The sequence below is a fragment of the Mesorhizobium sp. 113-1-2 genome, from assembly GCF_016756475.1.
Lineage (GTDB): Bacteria > Pseudomonadota > Alphaproteobacteria > Rhizobiales > Rhizobiaceae > Mesorhizobium > Mesorhizobium loti_C.
Genome location: NZ_AP023242.1, coordinates 4,323,038 through 4,337,359 on the forward strand (window position 1 = coordinate 4,323,038; position 14,322 = coordinate 4,337,359).

Here is a 14,322-nt window from a genome sequence, read left to right on the forward strand (position 1 = left end):
CCAATTCAAAAAATGAACGGAACTTTTTAGCCGTTCCTTCATATATGCGTGCTTTCTAATTCAAGCTATGGCTTTGAATTGCTTCACCCTAATTCGGCTCATGGCAACCGGTATACGCCGGGGTACAAGTGCAAATGTCGCTACCATCTTCGCCCTAAGCCTGCCGATCGTTGTCGGCGCCGCCGGCTTCGGGGTGGAGACCTCCTACTGGTACTACAACAGCCTGAAACTGCAGGCGACGGCCGATGCCGCGGCCTATGCCGGCGCGCTTGAACAGATCTCGGGTTCCGACAAGTCGACGATCGTCGCGGCCGCGACGCGGTCGGCAGCGAGCAATGGGCTGGGCTCGGGCACGATCGTCGTCAACACGCCGCCTGTATCCGGACCGAACACGGCGAAGAAAGCGGTTGAGGTTATCGTCGGCCAGAACCTCGACCGGATTTTCACCTCGATCTTTACGCAAGGCAAGGTTCCCGAGCAGGCGAGGGCGGTGGCCCTCATCACCAATGCCTCGAAAGCCTGCATGGAGGCACTCGATCCGACCGCCTCGCAGGCTGTACTGTTTTCAGGCAATACCAGCGTGAAGGTCACCGGTTGCGTGATAATGTCCAATTCGATCGCCTCGGACGCCATCAAGCTTCAGGGCTCGGCGGGCCTTCAGGTCGATTGCCTGATATCGGCGGGCGGCGTCTCTCTCAGCAATCCCATCACCACCGTCTGCGCGGCACCGATTACCCAGGCGCTGCCTGCCGCCGATCCATTTGCCGACCTTCCGACCCCGGCGGCCTCGAACCCTTGCCAGAACGACAACAAGGCGACGCTGAGTCCAGGCACCTATTGCAGCGGCATGACGCTGAAGGGCAATGTCGCCCTTTCGCCCGGCGTCTATGTCGTTCAGGGCGATCTCAAGATAAACGCCAACGCGGCCGTCATCGGCAGCGGTGTGACGATCTTCATGTCGGGCAGTTCCACCGTCAGCATGAATGGCAACGCCTCCGTGAAGCTCAGCGCGCCGACCTCGGGCACCTATTCCGGTGTGCTGTTCTACGGCGACAGGACCGGCAACAGCGCATCCAGCACATTCAATGGCACAGCGGATTCGCTGCTAACCGGGGCCATCTACTTCCCCAAACAGCAAGTGAATTATCTTGGCAACTTCTCGGGCAACAGCGGCTGCACCCAAGTCGTCGCCAATACGATTCAATGGTCCGGCAGCACAACCATCAATCAGGATTGCACGAGCCTCGGAATGCGCGACATTCCGGCGGCGCAGTCCGTGGCGCTGGTAGAGTAGCCTCCGTGGAACCCCGATCTGCGCCGATCCTGAGCGACAAAGCGGGAGTTGCCGCGGTCGAGTTCGCGATGGTCCTGCCTTTCCTGTGCGTGGCGCTGCTCGGCATCATCGACGGCTGGTCCTATGTGACGAGCTCGCTGTCGATGCGTGCCGGCGTGAAGACCGCCGCCAATCTGATCATGGGAGGCTCGAGCAATGATACGGCGACGCAGGCCGTTGCCATTTCGAGCTGGGAGAAACGGCCGGCGGACGGCCAGGTCACGCTAAGCCGGATCTACATGTGCGGGACGACCGTGGTCGATGCCTCCACCCTGTGCAGCGGGCCAAAAGTGCCATCGGTCTATGTCCAGATACAGGCATCCGCCACTTGGACGCCGCCCTTCACCTTCGGCGTCTTTTCTGGTCCGAGCGTCATCGGCCACCTGGAGGTGATCCGTGTTCGGTAGGGCTAGCGCGTTCAGGCGGAACCGATCGGGCGGAGCCGGGTTGGAGTTCGCGCTGATCGCGCCTTTCCTCATTATATTGCTGTTCGGGATCTTCGCCTTGGGCTGGTCAATGAACTCCGTCTCCAGCGTCCGCTATACGCTGGAAACGTCGTCGCGCTCGCTGCAGCTTCAGAACACATTGACCCAGGCCGACATCCAAGCGATCGCGACGCAGAAATTGCAGGCTTTGGGTTTGAAGGATGTGAACGTGACGATCGCCATCGACCCGGCGAGCGGCGGCTTCCGCATGGCGCATCTGACCGCCACCTACGCCTTTGTCGTCGACTTCCCTTACCTCGACAGCTTTCCGATCAACTACGCCACGACCGTCACGGTGCCGCTGGTCGGCGGTTAGTCACCACGAGCCCGGCTCGAGCTTCCGCTTTCAGCCCGCATGGTCCAGCAGTCTTGTCGTCGTCGTGTCACGACGATGTTCGGCATTGGCGCGATCGATGCCTTCCACGGTGATCGCGAACGTCCCGTTTTCGATCCTTCCGATCCAGCCCTTGGCTTTCAGGTACCAGAGATGGAACTCAAGATGTTCTCGCGGGCAGCCTGACAACCGTTCGATTTCAGTGTCACCAATGCCGGGATTGTTTACGTCTTGTCGGCGTTTGACGTAAAGCAGCGAGAGCAATTTTTCCTGAATGACAACATCACGTTCGATAGTTGTGCTGTTACTGGCTTCTCCAACCAACTCTGTTCGCAGGTTCAAATGGTCTTTGTACTGAATGTCATATTGCGCACGTTTGACGGGATCTTTGAGAACATTGTGGGCCTCCAAGATTTCGCTGAAGCGTGATTCATCGCCAGTGTCCTGATTGTCAGGATGGTAGCGCATGGCAAAATAACGAAATACCCGTTCTATGGTTTCCGAGTTGGCGTTCGGGCTGATTTCCAAAAGCTCGTAGTAGTCAACGAACAAGATGGCGCTCCCACAACATCGTTATTGCGCACACCGTCGAAAGCATGTCCGCTAAAGGCAAGAAACGACAGTCCCTTAATTTGCCGGCTGGATCGGCGCGGGCTGAAACTGGACGAGGGAATCCGCGCGCGACATTGCAATCAACTGCGCAACGGCGAAGGCGGCCAGAATGATGAAAACAGCCGTGAGGTTCAGGAAGGCGGGTGATGCAAAGATGCTCCCGCTCTGATCATAGCAACTCAGTTCCATGGCGCTCTACCCCTTCAGCGACCTCATGGTTGGATAATGATCCGGCTTTATGAGGAATACAAGTATTTGCTAATATGTTGGATTGGAACGGTTAATCTGAGGGTTCGTATTGCAAGAGCATCGGGCTAGGCTGGCCACAGGCAGCCACCAAGACATGAGGGACGATGCGGCGACGTAGGACAGAGGCCGGACAGAACGCGCGCTGGCGAGGCCTTTCTAGACCGTCGGGCTTGCCCGGGCGTCGTCGCCGACCACGGTGTACCGGCAGGAGCGGGCCAAGAGGCTAATATTCGCTTGCGCTAATATAAAAGTGACGTAACGTCACTCCCAGCATCTGGGGATGCGAAACCGTGGGGAAGTGCGATGAAAGTGGTTATATTTTGCGCCGTACTCTTGGTCGCTGCGACTGGTGTCGCCGTTGCCAAGGAGAAGAAGGTCGCGGTCAGTGATGCTACGGCCCTATGCTCTACGAAACATTCGAGCAAGAAGCCGAGGCCAGAGTTGGACTGCAACTTGACCGGAACAGCCAAATTGCCGGACGGAACAACGCCGGAAAAGCCGCGCCTGGGATACGACACCGATCCGTGGATCAAAACTGGCCTTTAGAGGCGGGTTGACCTAGGCACCGGCTACGGTGGAAAGGCCGCCGGGAGGGGCTTGACGGTCTGATTATCCAGGCTACCGCAATTGACAACTGCATCCTCCCTCTTGCGAGTTCGACCTCGGCGAGGAAGATAATCCTCTCGTTACCGCGAACCTCTCAAAACGGAGATCGCCAATGGCCGGATCAAAACCCTCAAGCAGTTACCGAGGCTGAAATCGAGTGCTTTCTGGAGGTGGCGGAAGCGCTGCACAAGAGCATCATCAAGCCTTTTGTATCGCCACACTGCGAGCACTACCGGGCAACGCGTGTCCTGCATGAAGCGCTGTTGAAGACCGTTCGGGAAGTGACCGGCAAGGAGGTTGAGTTCATCCGCTGGTTTGGTGGCGGTTCGGCCTAGCGATCCCGTGCCTGGCCGGCGTCAAATCCCTGACTTCTGCATCAGGTTGGCAACTTGCATGCCAAGCCTAGTGGTGAATTCGCCGTTGTTGGCGGCGAAATCCCAACAGAAGAAGGCCCCCAAGCAAAAAAGCAGAATGGAGAATCGCATTAGCGTGTTCTAATATATGCGAATTGAATAAGCGTTAAGGCGGATGCACCGTCTTGAGTGCCCAGGGGAAAGATGACTGACAAGCCGGTCACAACCTACATCGCGAGCGTCTTCGACAAGGCGCACTGGCGCACAATCCTGACCACAAAGGATGAAGGCGAAGCCCGGGCGCTGGAGCAGGCGATGCTTCAGGACGGCGCGAAGGCTCGGGTCGAGGAGATCACGCCGAAGCCGAAGAAGCGCTAAAAGCGCACCCCGTCTTCCTATCTCCATTCGTCATTGGCCAGAGAGCGCATCACTTCAATAATGCGCTCTATCTTGCTCTCTGCTTCATTAAATAGGTTTAGGGACAACATGGCGCCGCCGCGCACGTTCTGCTTTGCCGACCCGACAGGGCGGAAACCGTTGTTGCCCATATCCTCGATATAAACGGTTCCTGATACTCCGCTCCAAGATCCCCAAGTCACGCCAGTGGTAAAGGCGACAAGGCCAGCCTGTTCGTCCGCGTTGTCGAGTCTCCATCCGATCTGTAGCACTGCCTTCGCTGCTAGCCTCACAAGGAGTGCTTTAGTGCCGATGAATGTACCGTCAGGCTGAAGCTGAGCCTTTGTCGGTTGGGCTGCTTTATTGCCGGCCGCTTCGATCGGAGCACCGCAGCCTATACAGTTCGCAGCTTTGTCCGAGATTCGCGACCACATTCTCCACAAGTTACCAGTGCCATCGGTTTCCCCCTCCCGGTTTGGATGCCAATGCTTACATGTCGTAACTCAAATAGGCAGCTAGGCGCTGCATAGCGTCGTAGATCTCTCGACCTGTTTTTTCGTCAACGATGACCATTTTATCGTCCAGGGTAAAATACATGAGATTTTGGCCGTACGCAGATGAACGTCCGAACTCAATTGCGATGGCGGTCGACGGCTCTTCTACATCTCGAATAACCTTGTCGAAAAACACAGTAGTTGCCACTTTGCTTCCCCACATTTGCATCCGTTTTGCAGTGTGCGCCTAGCCATAGCGGCGCGCAAGCGGGCTCCCCGAAGGGAGCGCTCGACGATATCGGCGAATGAGAGAGTCGCTTTACTTCTTAGCCACTAACCGCTGCACAAGCACGGTTGAGACGCGGCCGATGAGGATCGAAATGACGGTTACGATGGGCACATATATCCGCCCATTCCATCCTTCGGCCTTGCAGAACTTTACAAGCAAGAGAGCCAAGGGAAGCCCCACCAGAAGAACGCCAAGAGCCTGCGGACGTCTCTTTTTGAGGCGCTCGATATGTGCCTCTTGTTCCGGGGTCATTTCCTCAGCCTCACGCCAACTCCGCCGCCGTTCTCAGGGATGAACTCAACGCCGGCCGATTCGAGGGCCGCGCGCATCTTGTCCACGCTGCTGACGCGAGCATCCTGGCCAGCCTCAAAACGGTTGACGGTATTCCCTCCAACGCCAGCTGCCTTGGCAAGGTCGAGAGTGCTCCAATTGAGAGCTGCACGCCCCATACGGCATTGAACTGGCTTCATGTGGTGTTTTTATCACCAATCACCATTGACAGCAAACCGGTGATAATCGTATTGTAAATGGTGTAAATATCACCACTTGGAGATTCACGACCATGCCGAACACCACTGTTCCGGCCGCCGGCGAAGCTATGCCCGCTGCCGAGGTAATGCCGATCATTGGGAGATTTTCCCGCCGCGCCTTGCTTGGCCCTTCGCTGCCGTTGGAGGCTCGACCGCGGCGCTGCCGCCGTCCAGACGTCGCCAAAAGTGTTTCCTGATTTTGGAAGGATCCCGGCGGCGCCTGTTGAGCCCGCTGACCCACTCCTCGATGCGATCGGGGCCTATCGTGCCAGCCTGGCTGATTACAACGCCAACGCCCCCGAGGGCGATGCGGCCGACGCCTACGCCGAACAGACGTACGGCCCGCCGATGACCGGGATCGAGGAATGGGAGGCGCCGGCGACCACGCACAGGAGCGCCCTGGAAGCGCTCAGGCTGGCCGTCGACGAGAATGAAGGCTGTGCGACAAATCCGATGGTCGCTCCGCTGCTTGCCGCTGTGGTGGCCTATCTGGAGGGGCAGTCATGAGCGCCACGCGCACGATACCAGTCGACGCCATCGACCATCTGCACCAGATCGGGGACGAGCTCCGCACTATCTGGCTGGCGATGGGCAATACGGTTGACCTCGAGGACGACGGCGTTTTGACGCCAGTCCGCGAAGCGCTCAACGGCTCGACAAACCGCCTTGAGGACGTGTGCAAGCTCATGCAGGGCTGACTGCTCGTCACATGCCTTAAGCCCGCTGCCTCCCGGTGGCGGGCTATTCTTCTCCAGCGCCTTTCGGCGCGAAAACTGGAAAATCCTGCGAGCCGAAGAACTTTTGCATCGCTGGCCCGATTTCGAAAGTGACTTTCTCTGCCAGAGGTATCAGGTCGGTAAGCATCGCCCGAATGGTCTTGATCAATGATTCAAGCTCGATTTCCAGCGGCATCAATTTGGACATCTGCTCCTGGGTGAGACCTGAAGTCAGTACCCCTTCAGATGAGCCAAAGTGGTGGACGACGATTTCTTTCACCCGGCCGCGAAGGTCGGCATAGACCCTAACTGCTTCGATAAGATTCCGATGCTGCATAAATAGCGTGACTGAAGCTTGCATAAGAGCATTGTCTTTGGCGGCTATCAGAGGCGACAGCTCCGCTGCATCAATATCGAACGTCTGATAGCTGCCAACGATAGGGAGGACCCGTTTCCAGAGCGGCTCCGCAGTGAGATTTCGATCATTGGCGTTCGACAGGGATTCGTCGATCGCCTTCCGGATAGCGACCAGGTCGCTCAACACAACCGACGCCTTGACCATTAATCGAAGGACGTACGACTTTTGCTCTGCTAACCGCGCCTCAAAATCCCTGAGGAGCGTTTCTGCAGAGGCCTGCTTGGCCAAGATGAAAGACACTAAGGCGCTCAAAACCGAACCTATGACCGCTCCGCCAAAGCCGGCTAGGAGGGTAGCATGATCCGAGGTGGCGGCGAACTTTTCCGCCAGGAATAGCAAAACCGCCGCTCCGACCATGGCGCCGAAAATGCCAACGGTAATCAGTTGGACGACGGAATTCTTCACCGTGCCGATGTTCTGCTGAGCCACCTAGCGTCCCCCCCTGGAGTCTAATAAATGTTCACACCCGGGCGTTTATTCGATGCATATTCGACGCATCGCTTCCAAAATTCGCTAAGTCATTGAAAGGTCTGGTACGCCCAAGGGGAATCGAACCCCTGTTACCGCCGTGAAAGGGCGGTGTCCTAACCGCTAGACGATGGGCGCGCTCAGACGAAGCGGCTTATACTGACGTTGTGCGCAACCGGCAACCCGTCAGTTGCCGCCTTGGACAACTTTTTTGCGCGCCTGCCAGATTGGCGATCTCGCCAGGGTTGGGCATCACGGCCGCGCGGCTTGGCGATTGGCAGAAACGCCCATCGCTTCGTCATTCTAGGATGGAGCAAGGAGCGGAGCGACGCGGCGCAAACCCTAGAATCCATGCCGCGACGTTGGAGCGCCGCAAACGGTGCAGAATTCTGCTCCGCTGCGTTCCTCAGTTGACTCCCGGCATGGATCCCTTGGGCTGCGGAGCAGCTCCAGGGGTCTTCGCGACGGAGCTTCGCTCCTGCTGCGCCCCTGGATGACGAAGTTGGGGACGCTTCGGCCAATCGCGAATGTTCAGGATGGTCCACCGCAACGATATTGGTGGAACGATCGTGGCTGCCAACAGGCTCCGGCCCGTCAAATCCCGCCGCTAGCCGTCATCGCCACCGCCGCTGCGCCGGCGGCAGCGCCAGTTCCAGTCGCGCTCGGGGCCGACGTCGACGTGGACCGATTCGGTGTGGCAATAGGTGCCGACGCCGCCACGGCCCGGCATGGTCCTGATGTAGTTCGCCAGCTCCCATTTGGAGACGCCGGGCACTTGGATGTCGGCGGCGGCGCAATACATGTGCAGCGAGTTCTTGGCGCCGTTGGCACGGCGGTTGCGGGCGGGGTCGCGATAGCCCGAGGTGACCACCATCTTGCGGCCGTAATGGCCTTCGATCGTCTTCAGCACGCGCACCAGCGACGGCTTCAGGCAGGCGACGTCGACGCTTTCGTTCTGCCTCAGCAGCCCGTTGGGCGCGAGCCTGGCCATGCCGGCGGCTGACGCGACTTGATAGGAGCCGCCGATCGGACCCTCGTCCTCATTGAGGTCGACGTCGCTTTCATCGTCGAGGCCGGATTTGCGCTTGATCTCGAACAGCGCCGTCTGGCGCACGCCGGGCAAGGCATCGCTGCCTGTGATGTGACCGGCGTCGTCACCGGTCGAAGCCAACTGTATCGGTTTTGCCGTGGAGTCGGCCGAGGCCAGCGTGATGATCGGCTTTGCCGGTGCGGCCGGCGCGGGCTTGGCCTGAACCGCCGGCTGTTCGCCGGTGCGCGTGTTGATCAGCGGAGCGGGTGTGGCTGAAGCGGGTGTGGCGCCAAACATGGAGGCCAGGAAGCCTTTTTTCTTCGGCGCCTCGGCTTGCGGCGCCTCACCCGCGGTCACATAGACCGGATTGTTCATCACAGGTGCCGCGGCCGGCTTTGGCGTTGTCGCCGCGGCGTCGGCGGCGGCGATCTTCTGCGCAACCGCGTCGGTCTGCTGCGCCGTCTGTGCCGGCTGCTGCAAGGCCTGCGGTGTTTGTCCCACGATCGTTTCAGCGCCGGCCGGCGTCGTCAGCGGGAAGGCGGCTTGCGGCTTGGCTACAGGTACGTAAGCGACCTTTTCGGGCAGCGCCGTATCGCCCTCGCTCATCACGGTCGTTTGCGTTGTCGTCGTCTGTGATGTCGAATCGGCGGTGGCGATGGGCTTGCCGGTGGCGGCAGCATTGATGTCCGAGGCGGAGGCGTTGTAGCCGGGCATGCCGACCGACATTGTCGGGTCGCCGGCCGATGTGCAGGAGGCCAGGAGCACAGAGCAGAGCGCTGCCACGATGGCGCGGCGTTCTCCCTTTGCGAGGCTCCATCCTGCTGATTTCAAAGTCAAATTCCCCCTCGATGTCCGGTCGGTATGTCCTTGGCGCAGCCCTGAATGTCTGCGCCGAGGTGACCTTTGTCTCCGATCCGGAAACGAGACCTGTGTCAAATCCGCAAGCCTGGAAGTATTTTTGCAGTGATTGCCGAATTACGGCTGCTTGATGGTTGACGACACCATTTCGCCCGCTTTTGACAAGCCGTCAACTCACCACACATTACAGTCCGTTACACACGCACCTTCACATAGGTGCCGGGAGCATCGCCCAAGGTTTTCATATGCTTGCCGGGTTTGCGGGCAGGCACGCGGGTGTTGTCCTTGGCCTCTATCCAGCTTTGCCAGTGCGGCCACCAGGATCCCGGATGGTCGATAGCCTTGGCCACCCACTCGCTAAAATCGCCAATCGGTGCGCCGCCGGTCCAGTACTGGTATTTGTTGGATGCGGGCGGATTGACGACGCCGGCGATATGGCCTGAACCCGCCATGACATAGTCGACCTTGCCGCCGAAATATTTCGAACCGAGGAAGACGGACAGCGCCGGCGCGATGTGATCTTCCCTCGAGGCGAGGTTGTAGATCGGAATGGTGACATCGCCGAGCGAGACCGTGCGGCCAGCCAACTCCATCGTGCCGCGTGAGAGGTTGTTCTCGAGATAGCAATTGCGCAAGTAGAAGGAGTGGTTGGCCGCCGCCATGCGGGTCGAATCGGCATTCCAGTAGAGCAGGTCGAAGGGCAGGGGATCCTTGCCGCGCATGTAATTGTTGACGACATAGGGCCAGATCAGGTCGCCGGAGCGCAGCATGTTGAACGCGGTCGCCATTTTGGTGCCGTCGAGATAGCCCTTCTCGTTCATCGATTTTTCCACGGCCGCGACCTGTTCCTCGTCGACGAAGACTTTCAGGTCGCCAGCATGGGTGAAGTCGACCTGCGTGGTGAAGAAGGTCGCCGACTTGATGCGGTCGTCGCCCTCGGCGGCCATCAGCGCCAGCGCCGCCGCCAGCAATGTGCCGCCGACGCAGTAGCCGATGGCGTTGACGTCGCGCTCGCCAGTGGCCTTCTCGATCGTGTCGAGGCCGTATTGCAGGCCTTCCCTGATATAGGCTTCCCAGCTCTTGGCGCCGTGGCGCTCGTCGGGATTGATCCAGGAGATGACGAAGACGGTGTGGCCCTGCTCGATCGCCCAGCGGATGAAGGATTTCTGCGGGTTGAGGTCGAGTATGTAGAACTTGTTGATCCAGGGCGGGCAGATCAGCAGCGGGCGCTTCAGCACCGTTTCGGTGGCGGGATCATACTGGATGATCTCGGCGACATCGCTGCGACCGACCACCTTGCCGGGCGTGGTGGCGATGTTCCTGCCGATCTCGAAGGGCGAATAGTCGGCCTGGCGCAGCTTCAGGTCGCCCTTGCCGGCGGCGATGTCCTCGGCCAGCATTTTCATGCCGCGCACCAGGTTCTCGCCGTTGGAAGCGACGGTTTCGCGAAACAGTTCCGGATTGGTCAGGATGAAATTCGACGGCGAGATGGCGTTGGACACCTGCTTGACATAGAAGCTCGCCTTGTGGCGGGTGTGCTCGTCCAGACCTTCGGCGTGATCGACCAGTTCGGACGCCCAGCGCGAGGTGACGAGATAGGCCTGCTTGAGGAAATCGAAGAAGGCGTTGCGGCCCCATTCCGGATCTTGGAAGCGCTTGTCGCCGCGATCGGGCTTGACGGCGTCGTCGGGTGCTTCCGCGTTGGGACTGACGCGCTGGATGGCGTTTGCCCATACGGTCATATAGCCGGCGAACAGCCGCGTCTGCGCTTCGAGCGCGCGCTGCGGGTCGGCAAGCCAGTATTCGCTGAGTTTCGAGAAGGTCTTGACCATGTCGACGACCGGCTCGGCGACGTGGTCGCGCACTTCGCCGCGTTCGCGCGGTTCGGCCCAGGCGGAGGCTGCCTTGCCGGCCTGCTCGATCATACGCGCCATATTCAACGCAAAGCGCTCCGGATCCTTCACCAGATATTGCTCGACGGTCGAAGGCTCGTCATGTTCCGCTTTGCCCGAATCGGGTGTTTTGGACATGGTTCGCGGGGTTCCTCCCGAGGCGTTTTCTTGACATATTAACATGGGACATCCAACAGGGTCCAATCTCGCTCTACCTCGGATGCCAAGGAAACAATATGACGATTAATATTGGCGAGACTGTTTTTTTTGGCGCCGCACGCTTTTGTCGCGTCGGCATGGCGATCGCCCTGCTGGGGATCGCCGGGTGTTCGAGCACGAATACCAGTAGACCGGTGCCCATGGCCGAGAATGCAGGCCCGAAGGATACCGGCACCTTCCCGAACCTTAACATCCCGCCACAAGTGGCGAACAAACAATTCACCGCGGATGAGAGCAAAGCCAAGCTCGCCGAACTCAAGGCCGCCAAGAACGGGCAGGGCGCCAAAAGCGCCGGTGGCGCTGCCGGCAATCAGGCAGCACTGACCGATCTGGCCAAGAAACATGGCCCGCAGACGCTGGAGCAGATCGAAGGCAAATGCGATCCCACCCTCGACCCTACCTGCAAATGAGTATATAGCGCGCGCCCAATACCCCTTTTGCTGTCTGGAACTGCCATGGAAGAGTTTCACAAGGTCCGCCGGCTTCCGCCTTACGTGTTCGAGCAGGTCAACCGGCTCAAGGCCAGCGCCCGTTCGCGCGGCGCCGACATCATCGACCTCGGCATGGGCAATCCCGACCTGCCGACGCCCAAGGCCATCGTCGACAAATTGTGCGAAGTGGTGCGCGATCCGCGCACGCATCGCTATTCCTCCTCGCGCGGCATTCCGGGTCTGCGCCGCGCCCAGGCCGCCTATTACCAGCGCCGCTTCGGCGTGAAGCTCAATCCCGACACGCAAGTGGTCGCCACGCTCGGCTCGAAGGAAGGCTTTGCCAATATGGCGCAGGCGATCACCGCGCCCGGCGACGTCATCCTGTGCCCGAACCCGACCTATCCGATCCATGCTTTCGGCTTCATCATGTCGGGCGGCGTCATCCGTTCGCTGCAGGTCGAGCCCGATGACGGCTTCATTCCGGCGGTCGAGCGGGGCATTCGCCATTCGATCCCGAAGCCGCTGGCGCTGATCCTCAACTATCCGTCGAACCCGACGGCGCTGGTCGCTTCGCTCGATTTCTACAAGGACGTGGTGGCGTTCGCGAAGAAGAACGACATCATCATCCTGTCCGACCTTGCCTATTCGGAGATCTATTTCGACGGCAATCCGCCGCCTTCGGTGCTGCAGGTGCCGGGCGCCATCGATGTCTGCGTCGAGTTCACCTCGATGTCGAAGACCTTCTCCATGCCCGGCTGGCGCATGGGCTTCGCCGTCGGCAACGAGCGGCTGATCTCGGCGCTCACCCGGGTGAAATCCTACCTCGACTACGGCGCCTTCACGCCGATCCAGGTGGCGGCGGCGCATGCGCTGAATGGCGACGGCGCCGATATCGCCGAGGTGCGTGACATCTATCACAAGCGCCGCGACGTGATGGTCGATTCCTTCGGACGCGCTGGATGGACCATCCCGGCACCCGCCGCCTCGATGTTCGCCTGGGCGCCGATCCCTGAACCGTTCAAGCATCTCGGCTCGCTCGAATTCTCCAAGCTGCTCATCGAGCACGCCGACGTGGCGGTGGCGCCCGGTGTCGGCTTCGGCGAACATGGCGACGATTTCGTGCGCGTGGCGCTGGTGGAGAACGAGCACCGGATCCGCCAGGCGGCGCGCAACATCAAGCGCTTCCTGTCGAGCAGCGCCAAGCAGCCCAACAATGTGGTGCCGCTGTCCGCCCACCGGTAAGCAAAAATTCGATCTGATTTGAGGGACGTCGCCTTCCATGGCTGAAGCTCTGCGTGTTGGAATTGCCGGACTTGGCACGGTCGGTGCATCGGTGGCGCGCGTGCTGCGCGACAAGGCGGCGGAGCTGACCCGGCAATGCGGGCGCGACATTGTCGTGTCAGCGGTTTCGGCGCGCGACCCGAAGCGCGACCGTGGCGTCGATGTCAGTTCGGCGAAATGGTTCGACGATCCGGTCAAGATGGCGCAGAGCGCCGAGATCGACGTGTTCATCGAACTGATCGGCGGCGACGAGGGGCCGGCACGCCTGTCGGTGAAAGCGGCGCTCGAAGCAGGCCGCCATGTCGTCACCGCCAACAAGGCGCTGCTCGCCAAGCATGGCGTGGCGCTGGCCGAGATCGCCGAGAAGAAGGGCGTGCTGCTCAACTACGAGGCGGCGGTGGCGGGCGGCATTCCCGTCATCAAGACGATGCGCGAGGCGATGGCCGGCAATTCTGTCACCCGCGTCTTCGGCATCCTCAACGGCACCTGCAACTACATCCTGACCCGCATGGAGGCCGAGGGCATCTCGTTCGACGCCTGCCTGAAGGATGCGCAGCGGCTGGGCTACGCCGAGGCCGATCCGACCTTCGACATCGAAGGCCACGACACAGCGCACAAGCTGTCGATCCTGACCAGCCTTGCCTTCGGTACCAAGATCGCCGCCAACGACATCTACATGGAAGGCATTTCCAACATCACCCAGGCCGACATCCGCGCGGCGGGCGATCTCGGCTATCGGATCAAGCTGCTCGGCGTCGCCCAGCGCACCGAAAGCGGCATCGAGCAGCGCGTGCATCCGACCATGGTGCCGACGGCCTCCGTCATCGCGCAGGTGCATGGCGTCACCAATGCGGTGGCGATCGAGACCGACATCCTCGGCGAACTGCTGCTCTCCGGCCCCGGCGCCGGCGGCAACGCCACCGCCTCGGCCGTCATCGGCGACGTCGCCGACATCGCCAAGAGCCGGCCCGGCTTCCAGCATGGTCCGGTCTTCGGCCGGCCGGCTAAGGAGCTCAGGCCCTACAAGAAGGCGCAGATGCGCAGCCATGCCGGCGGCTACTTTATCCGGCTGACCGTGCATGATCGCATCGGCGTCTTCGCCGCGATCGCCAAGCGCATGGCCGACAATGATATTTCGCTGGAATCGATCGTCCAGCACGCGGTCAATGGCGAGGCCGAGGCGCAGAAGACGGTGATCCTGGTCACGCACGAGACCACTGAGGCCGCCGTGCGCAAGGCCGTGGACGGCATCACCAAGGACGGTCACCTGACCGACAAGCCGCAGGTCATCCGCATCGAGCGGGCAGGGTAGTTTTCGCCCAAGGGGG

Annotated in this window: 17 protein-coding genes, 1 tRNA gene and 1 pseudogene; 10 read left to right on the top strand and 9 right to left on the bottom strand. The window is 60.2% G+C overall.

From position 1 onward, the window contains the following. The first annotated feature begins 67 nt into the window (after positions 1 to 67). From JN279_RS20935 to JN279_RS20945, 3 genes are read left to right on the top strand one after another with little or no spacing between them, the layout of a single operon-like run. Entirely contained in the window at positions 68 to 1,294 is a 1,227-nt protein-coding gene (locus JN279_RS20935) for a pilus assembly protein TadG-related protein (protein WP_202350135.1), read from the top strand. 5 nt (positions 1,295 to 1,299) lie between these two features. Further along, the gene (locus JN279_RS20940) at positions 1,300 to 1,740 is read left to right on the top strand and encodes a TadE/TadG family type IV pilus assembly protein (protein WP_096446659.1); all 441 of its coding nucleotides are present in this window, start codon (positions 1,300 to 1,302) and stop codon (positions 1,738 to 1,740) included. Then, positions 1,730 to 2,134 carry a TadE/TadG family type IV pilus assembly protein gene (locus JN279_RS20945; RefSeq protein ID WP_096446657.1) on the top strand — a complete coding sequence of 135 codons (405 nt, stop codon included), beginning with the start codon at positions 1,730 to 1,732 and terminating at the stop codon, positions 2,132 to 2,134. The genes JN279_RS20940 and JN279_RS20945 overlap by 11 nt, the downstream gene beginning before the upstream one ends. A gap of 30 nt (positions 2,135 to 2,164) precedes the next feature. Here the strand turns inward: JN279_RS20945 and JN279_RS20950 are convergent, their stop codons facing one another. Together JN279_RS20950 and JN279_RS20955 are read right to left on the bottom strand one after the other, a co-directional pair. Beyond that, positions 2,165 to 2,704 carry a DnaJ domain-containing protein gene (locus JN279_RS20950; RefSeq protein WP_096446655.1) on the bottom strand — a complete coding sequence of 180 codons (540 nt, stop codon included), beginning with the start codon at positions 2,702 to 2,704 and terminating at the stop codon, positions 2,165 to 2,167. A gap of 75 nt (positions 2,705 to 2,779) precedes the next feature. Further along, entirely contained in the window at positions 2,780 to 2,953 is a 174-nt protein-coding gene (locus JN279_RS20955) for a hypothetical protein (RefSeq protein WP_202350136.1), read from the bottom strand. A 778-nt stretch (positions 2,954 to 3,731) separates the two neighbouring features. Here JN279_RS20955 and JN279_RS20960 point away from each other — a divergent pair. Continuing rightward, positions 3,732 to 3,954, top strand: a pseudogene (locus JN279_RS20960) (hypothetical protein). 222 nt (positions 3,955 to 4,176) lie between these two features. After that, on the top strand, positions 4,177 to 4,350 hold the full coding sequence (locus JN279_RS20965) for a hypothetical protein (protein WP_202350137.1): 174 nt from the start codon (positions 4,177 to 4,179) through the stop codon (positions 4,348 to 4,350). 17 nt (positions 4,351 to 4,367) lie between these two features. Here the strand turns inward: JN279_RS20965 and JN279_RS20970 are convergent, their stop codons facing one another. The 3 genes from JN279_RS20970 to JN279_RS20980 form a co-directional block, all read right to left on the bottom strand. After that, entirely contained in the window at positions 4,368 to 4,802 is a 435-nt protein-coding gene (locus JN279_RS20970; protein WP_096446651.1) for a hypothetical protein, read from the bottom strand. Between the two features lie 55 nt (positions 4,803 to 4,857). After that, positions 4,858 to 5,070 (bottom strand): hypothetical protein, encoded by a 213-nt coding sequence (locus tag JN279_RS20975; protein WP_202350138.1) that lies wholly within the window; start codon positions 5,068 to 5,070, stop codon positions 4,858 to 4,860. A 111-nt stretch (positions 5,071 to 5,181) separates the two neighbouring features. Beyond that, the gene (locus tag JN279_RS20980) at positions 5,182 to 5,403 is read right to left on the bottom strand and encodes a hypothetical protein (RefSeq protein ID WP_096446647.1); all 222 of its coding nucleotides are present in this window, start codon (positions 5,401 to 5,403) and stop codon (positions 5,182 to 5,184) included. Positions 5,404 to 5,867: 464 nt separating this feature from the next. On the opposite strand from JN279_RS20980, the gene JN279_RS20985 reads away from it, so the two are divergent. Next, the gene (locus JN279_RS20985) at positions 5,868 to 6,188 is read left to right on the top strand and encodes a hypothetical protein (protein WP_202350139.1); all 321 of its coding nucleotides are present in this window, start codon (positions 5,868 to 5,870) and stop codon (positions 6,186 to 6,188) included. Then, positions 6,185 to 6,379, top strand: a complete 195-nt coding sequence (locus tag JN279_RS20990; RefSeq protein ID WP_096446642.1) for a hypothetical protein — start codon at positions 6,185 to 6,187, stop codon at positions 6,377 to 6,379. Before JN279_RS20985 ends, JN279_RS20990 begins: the two co-directional genes overlap by 4 nt. A gap of 43 nt (positions 6,380 to 6,422) precedes the next feature. Here the strand turns inward: JN279_RS20990 and JN279_RS20995 are convergent, their stop codons facing one another. The 4 genes from JN279_RS20995 to phaC form a co-directional block, all read right to left on the bottom strand. Continuing rightward, complete coding sequence (locus JN279_RS20995; RefSeq protein WP_096446640.1) at positions 6,423 to 7,244, bottom strand: hypothetical protein; 822 nt, start codon at positions 7,242 to 7,244, stop codon at positions 6,423 to 6,425. 102 nt (positions 7,245 to 7,346) lie between these two features. After that, a tRNA-Glu gene (locus tag JN279_RS21000) sits at positions 7,347 to 7,421 on the bottom strand. 469 nt (positions 7,422 to 7,890) lie between these two features. Next, complete coding sequence (locus JN279_RS21005; protein ID WP_096446638.1) at positions 7,891 to 9,150, bottom strand: YcbK family protein; 1,260 nt, start codon at positions 9,148 to 9,150, stop codon at positions 7,891 to 7,893. Between the two features lie 215 nt (positions 9,151 to 9,365). Further along, positions 9,366 to 11,201 (bottom strand): class I poly(R)-hydroxyalkanoic acid synthase, encoded by a 1,836-nt coding sequence (gene phaC, locus JN279_RS21010; protein ID WP_096446636.1) that lies wholly within the window; start codon positions 11,199 to 11,201, stop codon positions 9,366 to 9,368. A gap of 98 nt (positions 11,202 to 11,299) precedes the next feature. Between phaC and JN279_RS21015 the strand changes: the two genes are divergently transcribed. From JN279_RS21015 to JN279_RS21025, 3 genes are read left to right on the top strand one after another with little or no spacing between them, the layout of a single operon-like run. Next, positions 11,300 to 11,692, top strand: a complete 393-nt coding sequence (locus JN279_RS21015; protein WP_244734067.1) for a hypothetical protein — start codon at positions 11,300 to 11,302, stop codon at positions 11,690 to 11,692. A 45-nt stretch (positions 11,693 to 11,737) separates the two neighbouring features. Then, positions 11,738 to 12,955, top strand: a complete 1,218-nt coding sequence (locus tag JN279_RS21020) for an LL-diaminopimelate aminotransferase (protein WP_096446634.1) — start codon at positions 11,738 to 11,740, stop codon at positions 12,953 to 12,955. Positions 12,956 to 12,992: 37 nt separating this feature from the next. Then, positions 12,993 to 14,306: a homoserine dehydrogenase gene (locus JN279_RS21025; RefSeq protein WP_096446632.1), complete on the top strand. Its 1,314-nt coding sequence runs from the start codon at positions 12,993 to 12,995 to the stop codon at positions 14,304 to 14,306. Positions 14,307 to 14,322 lie beyond the last annotated feature (16 nt).

Coding starts and splice junctions, on each gene's coding strand:
- JN279_RS20980 (WP_096446647.1), bottom strand. CDS start 5,403: ATGACCCCGGAACAAGAGGCACATATCGAGCGCCTCAAAAAGAGACGT.
- JN279_RS20935 (WP_202350135.1), top strand. CDS start 68: ATGGCTTTGAATTGCTTCACCCTAATTCGGCTCATGGCAACCGGTATA.
- JN279_RS20965 (WP_202350137.1), top strand. CDS start 4,177: ATGACTGACAAGCCGGTCACAACCTACATCGCGAGCGTCTTCGACAAG.
- JN279_RS21015 (WP_244734067.1), top strand. CDS start 11,300: ATGACGATTAATATTGGCGAGACTGTTTTTTTTGGCGCCGCACGCTTT.
- phaC (WP_096446636.1), bottom strand. CDS start 11,201: ATGTCCAAAACACCCGATTCGGGCAAAGCGGAACATGACGAGCCTTCG.
- JN279_RS21025 (WP_096446632.1), top strand. CDS start 12,993: ATGGCTGAAGCTCTGCGTGTTGGAATTGCCGGACTTGGCACGGTCGGT.
- JN279_RS20990 (WP_096446642.1), top strand. CDS start 6,185: ATGAGCGCCACGCGCACGATACCAGTCGACGCCATCGACCATCTGCAC.
- JN279_RS20970 (WP_096446651.1), bottom strand. CDS start 4,802: ATGTGGTCGCGAATCTCGGACAAAGCTGCGAACTGTATAGGCTGCGGT.
- JN279_RS20955 (WP_202350136.1), bottom strand. CDS start 2,953: ATGGAACTGAGTTGCTATGATCAGAGCGGGAGCATCTTTGCATCACCC.
- JN279_RS21020 (WP_096446634.1), top strand. CDS start 11,738: ATGGAAGAGTTTCACAAGGTCCGCCGGCTTCCGCCTTACGTGTTCGAG.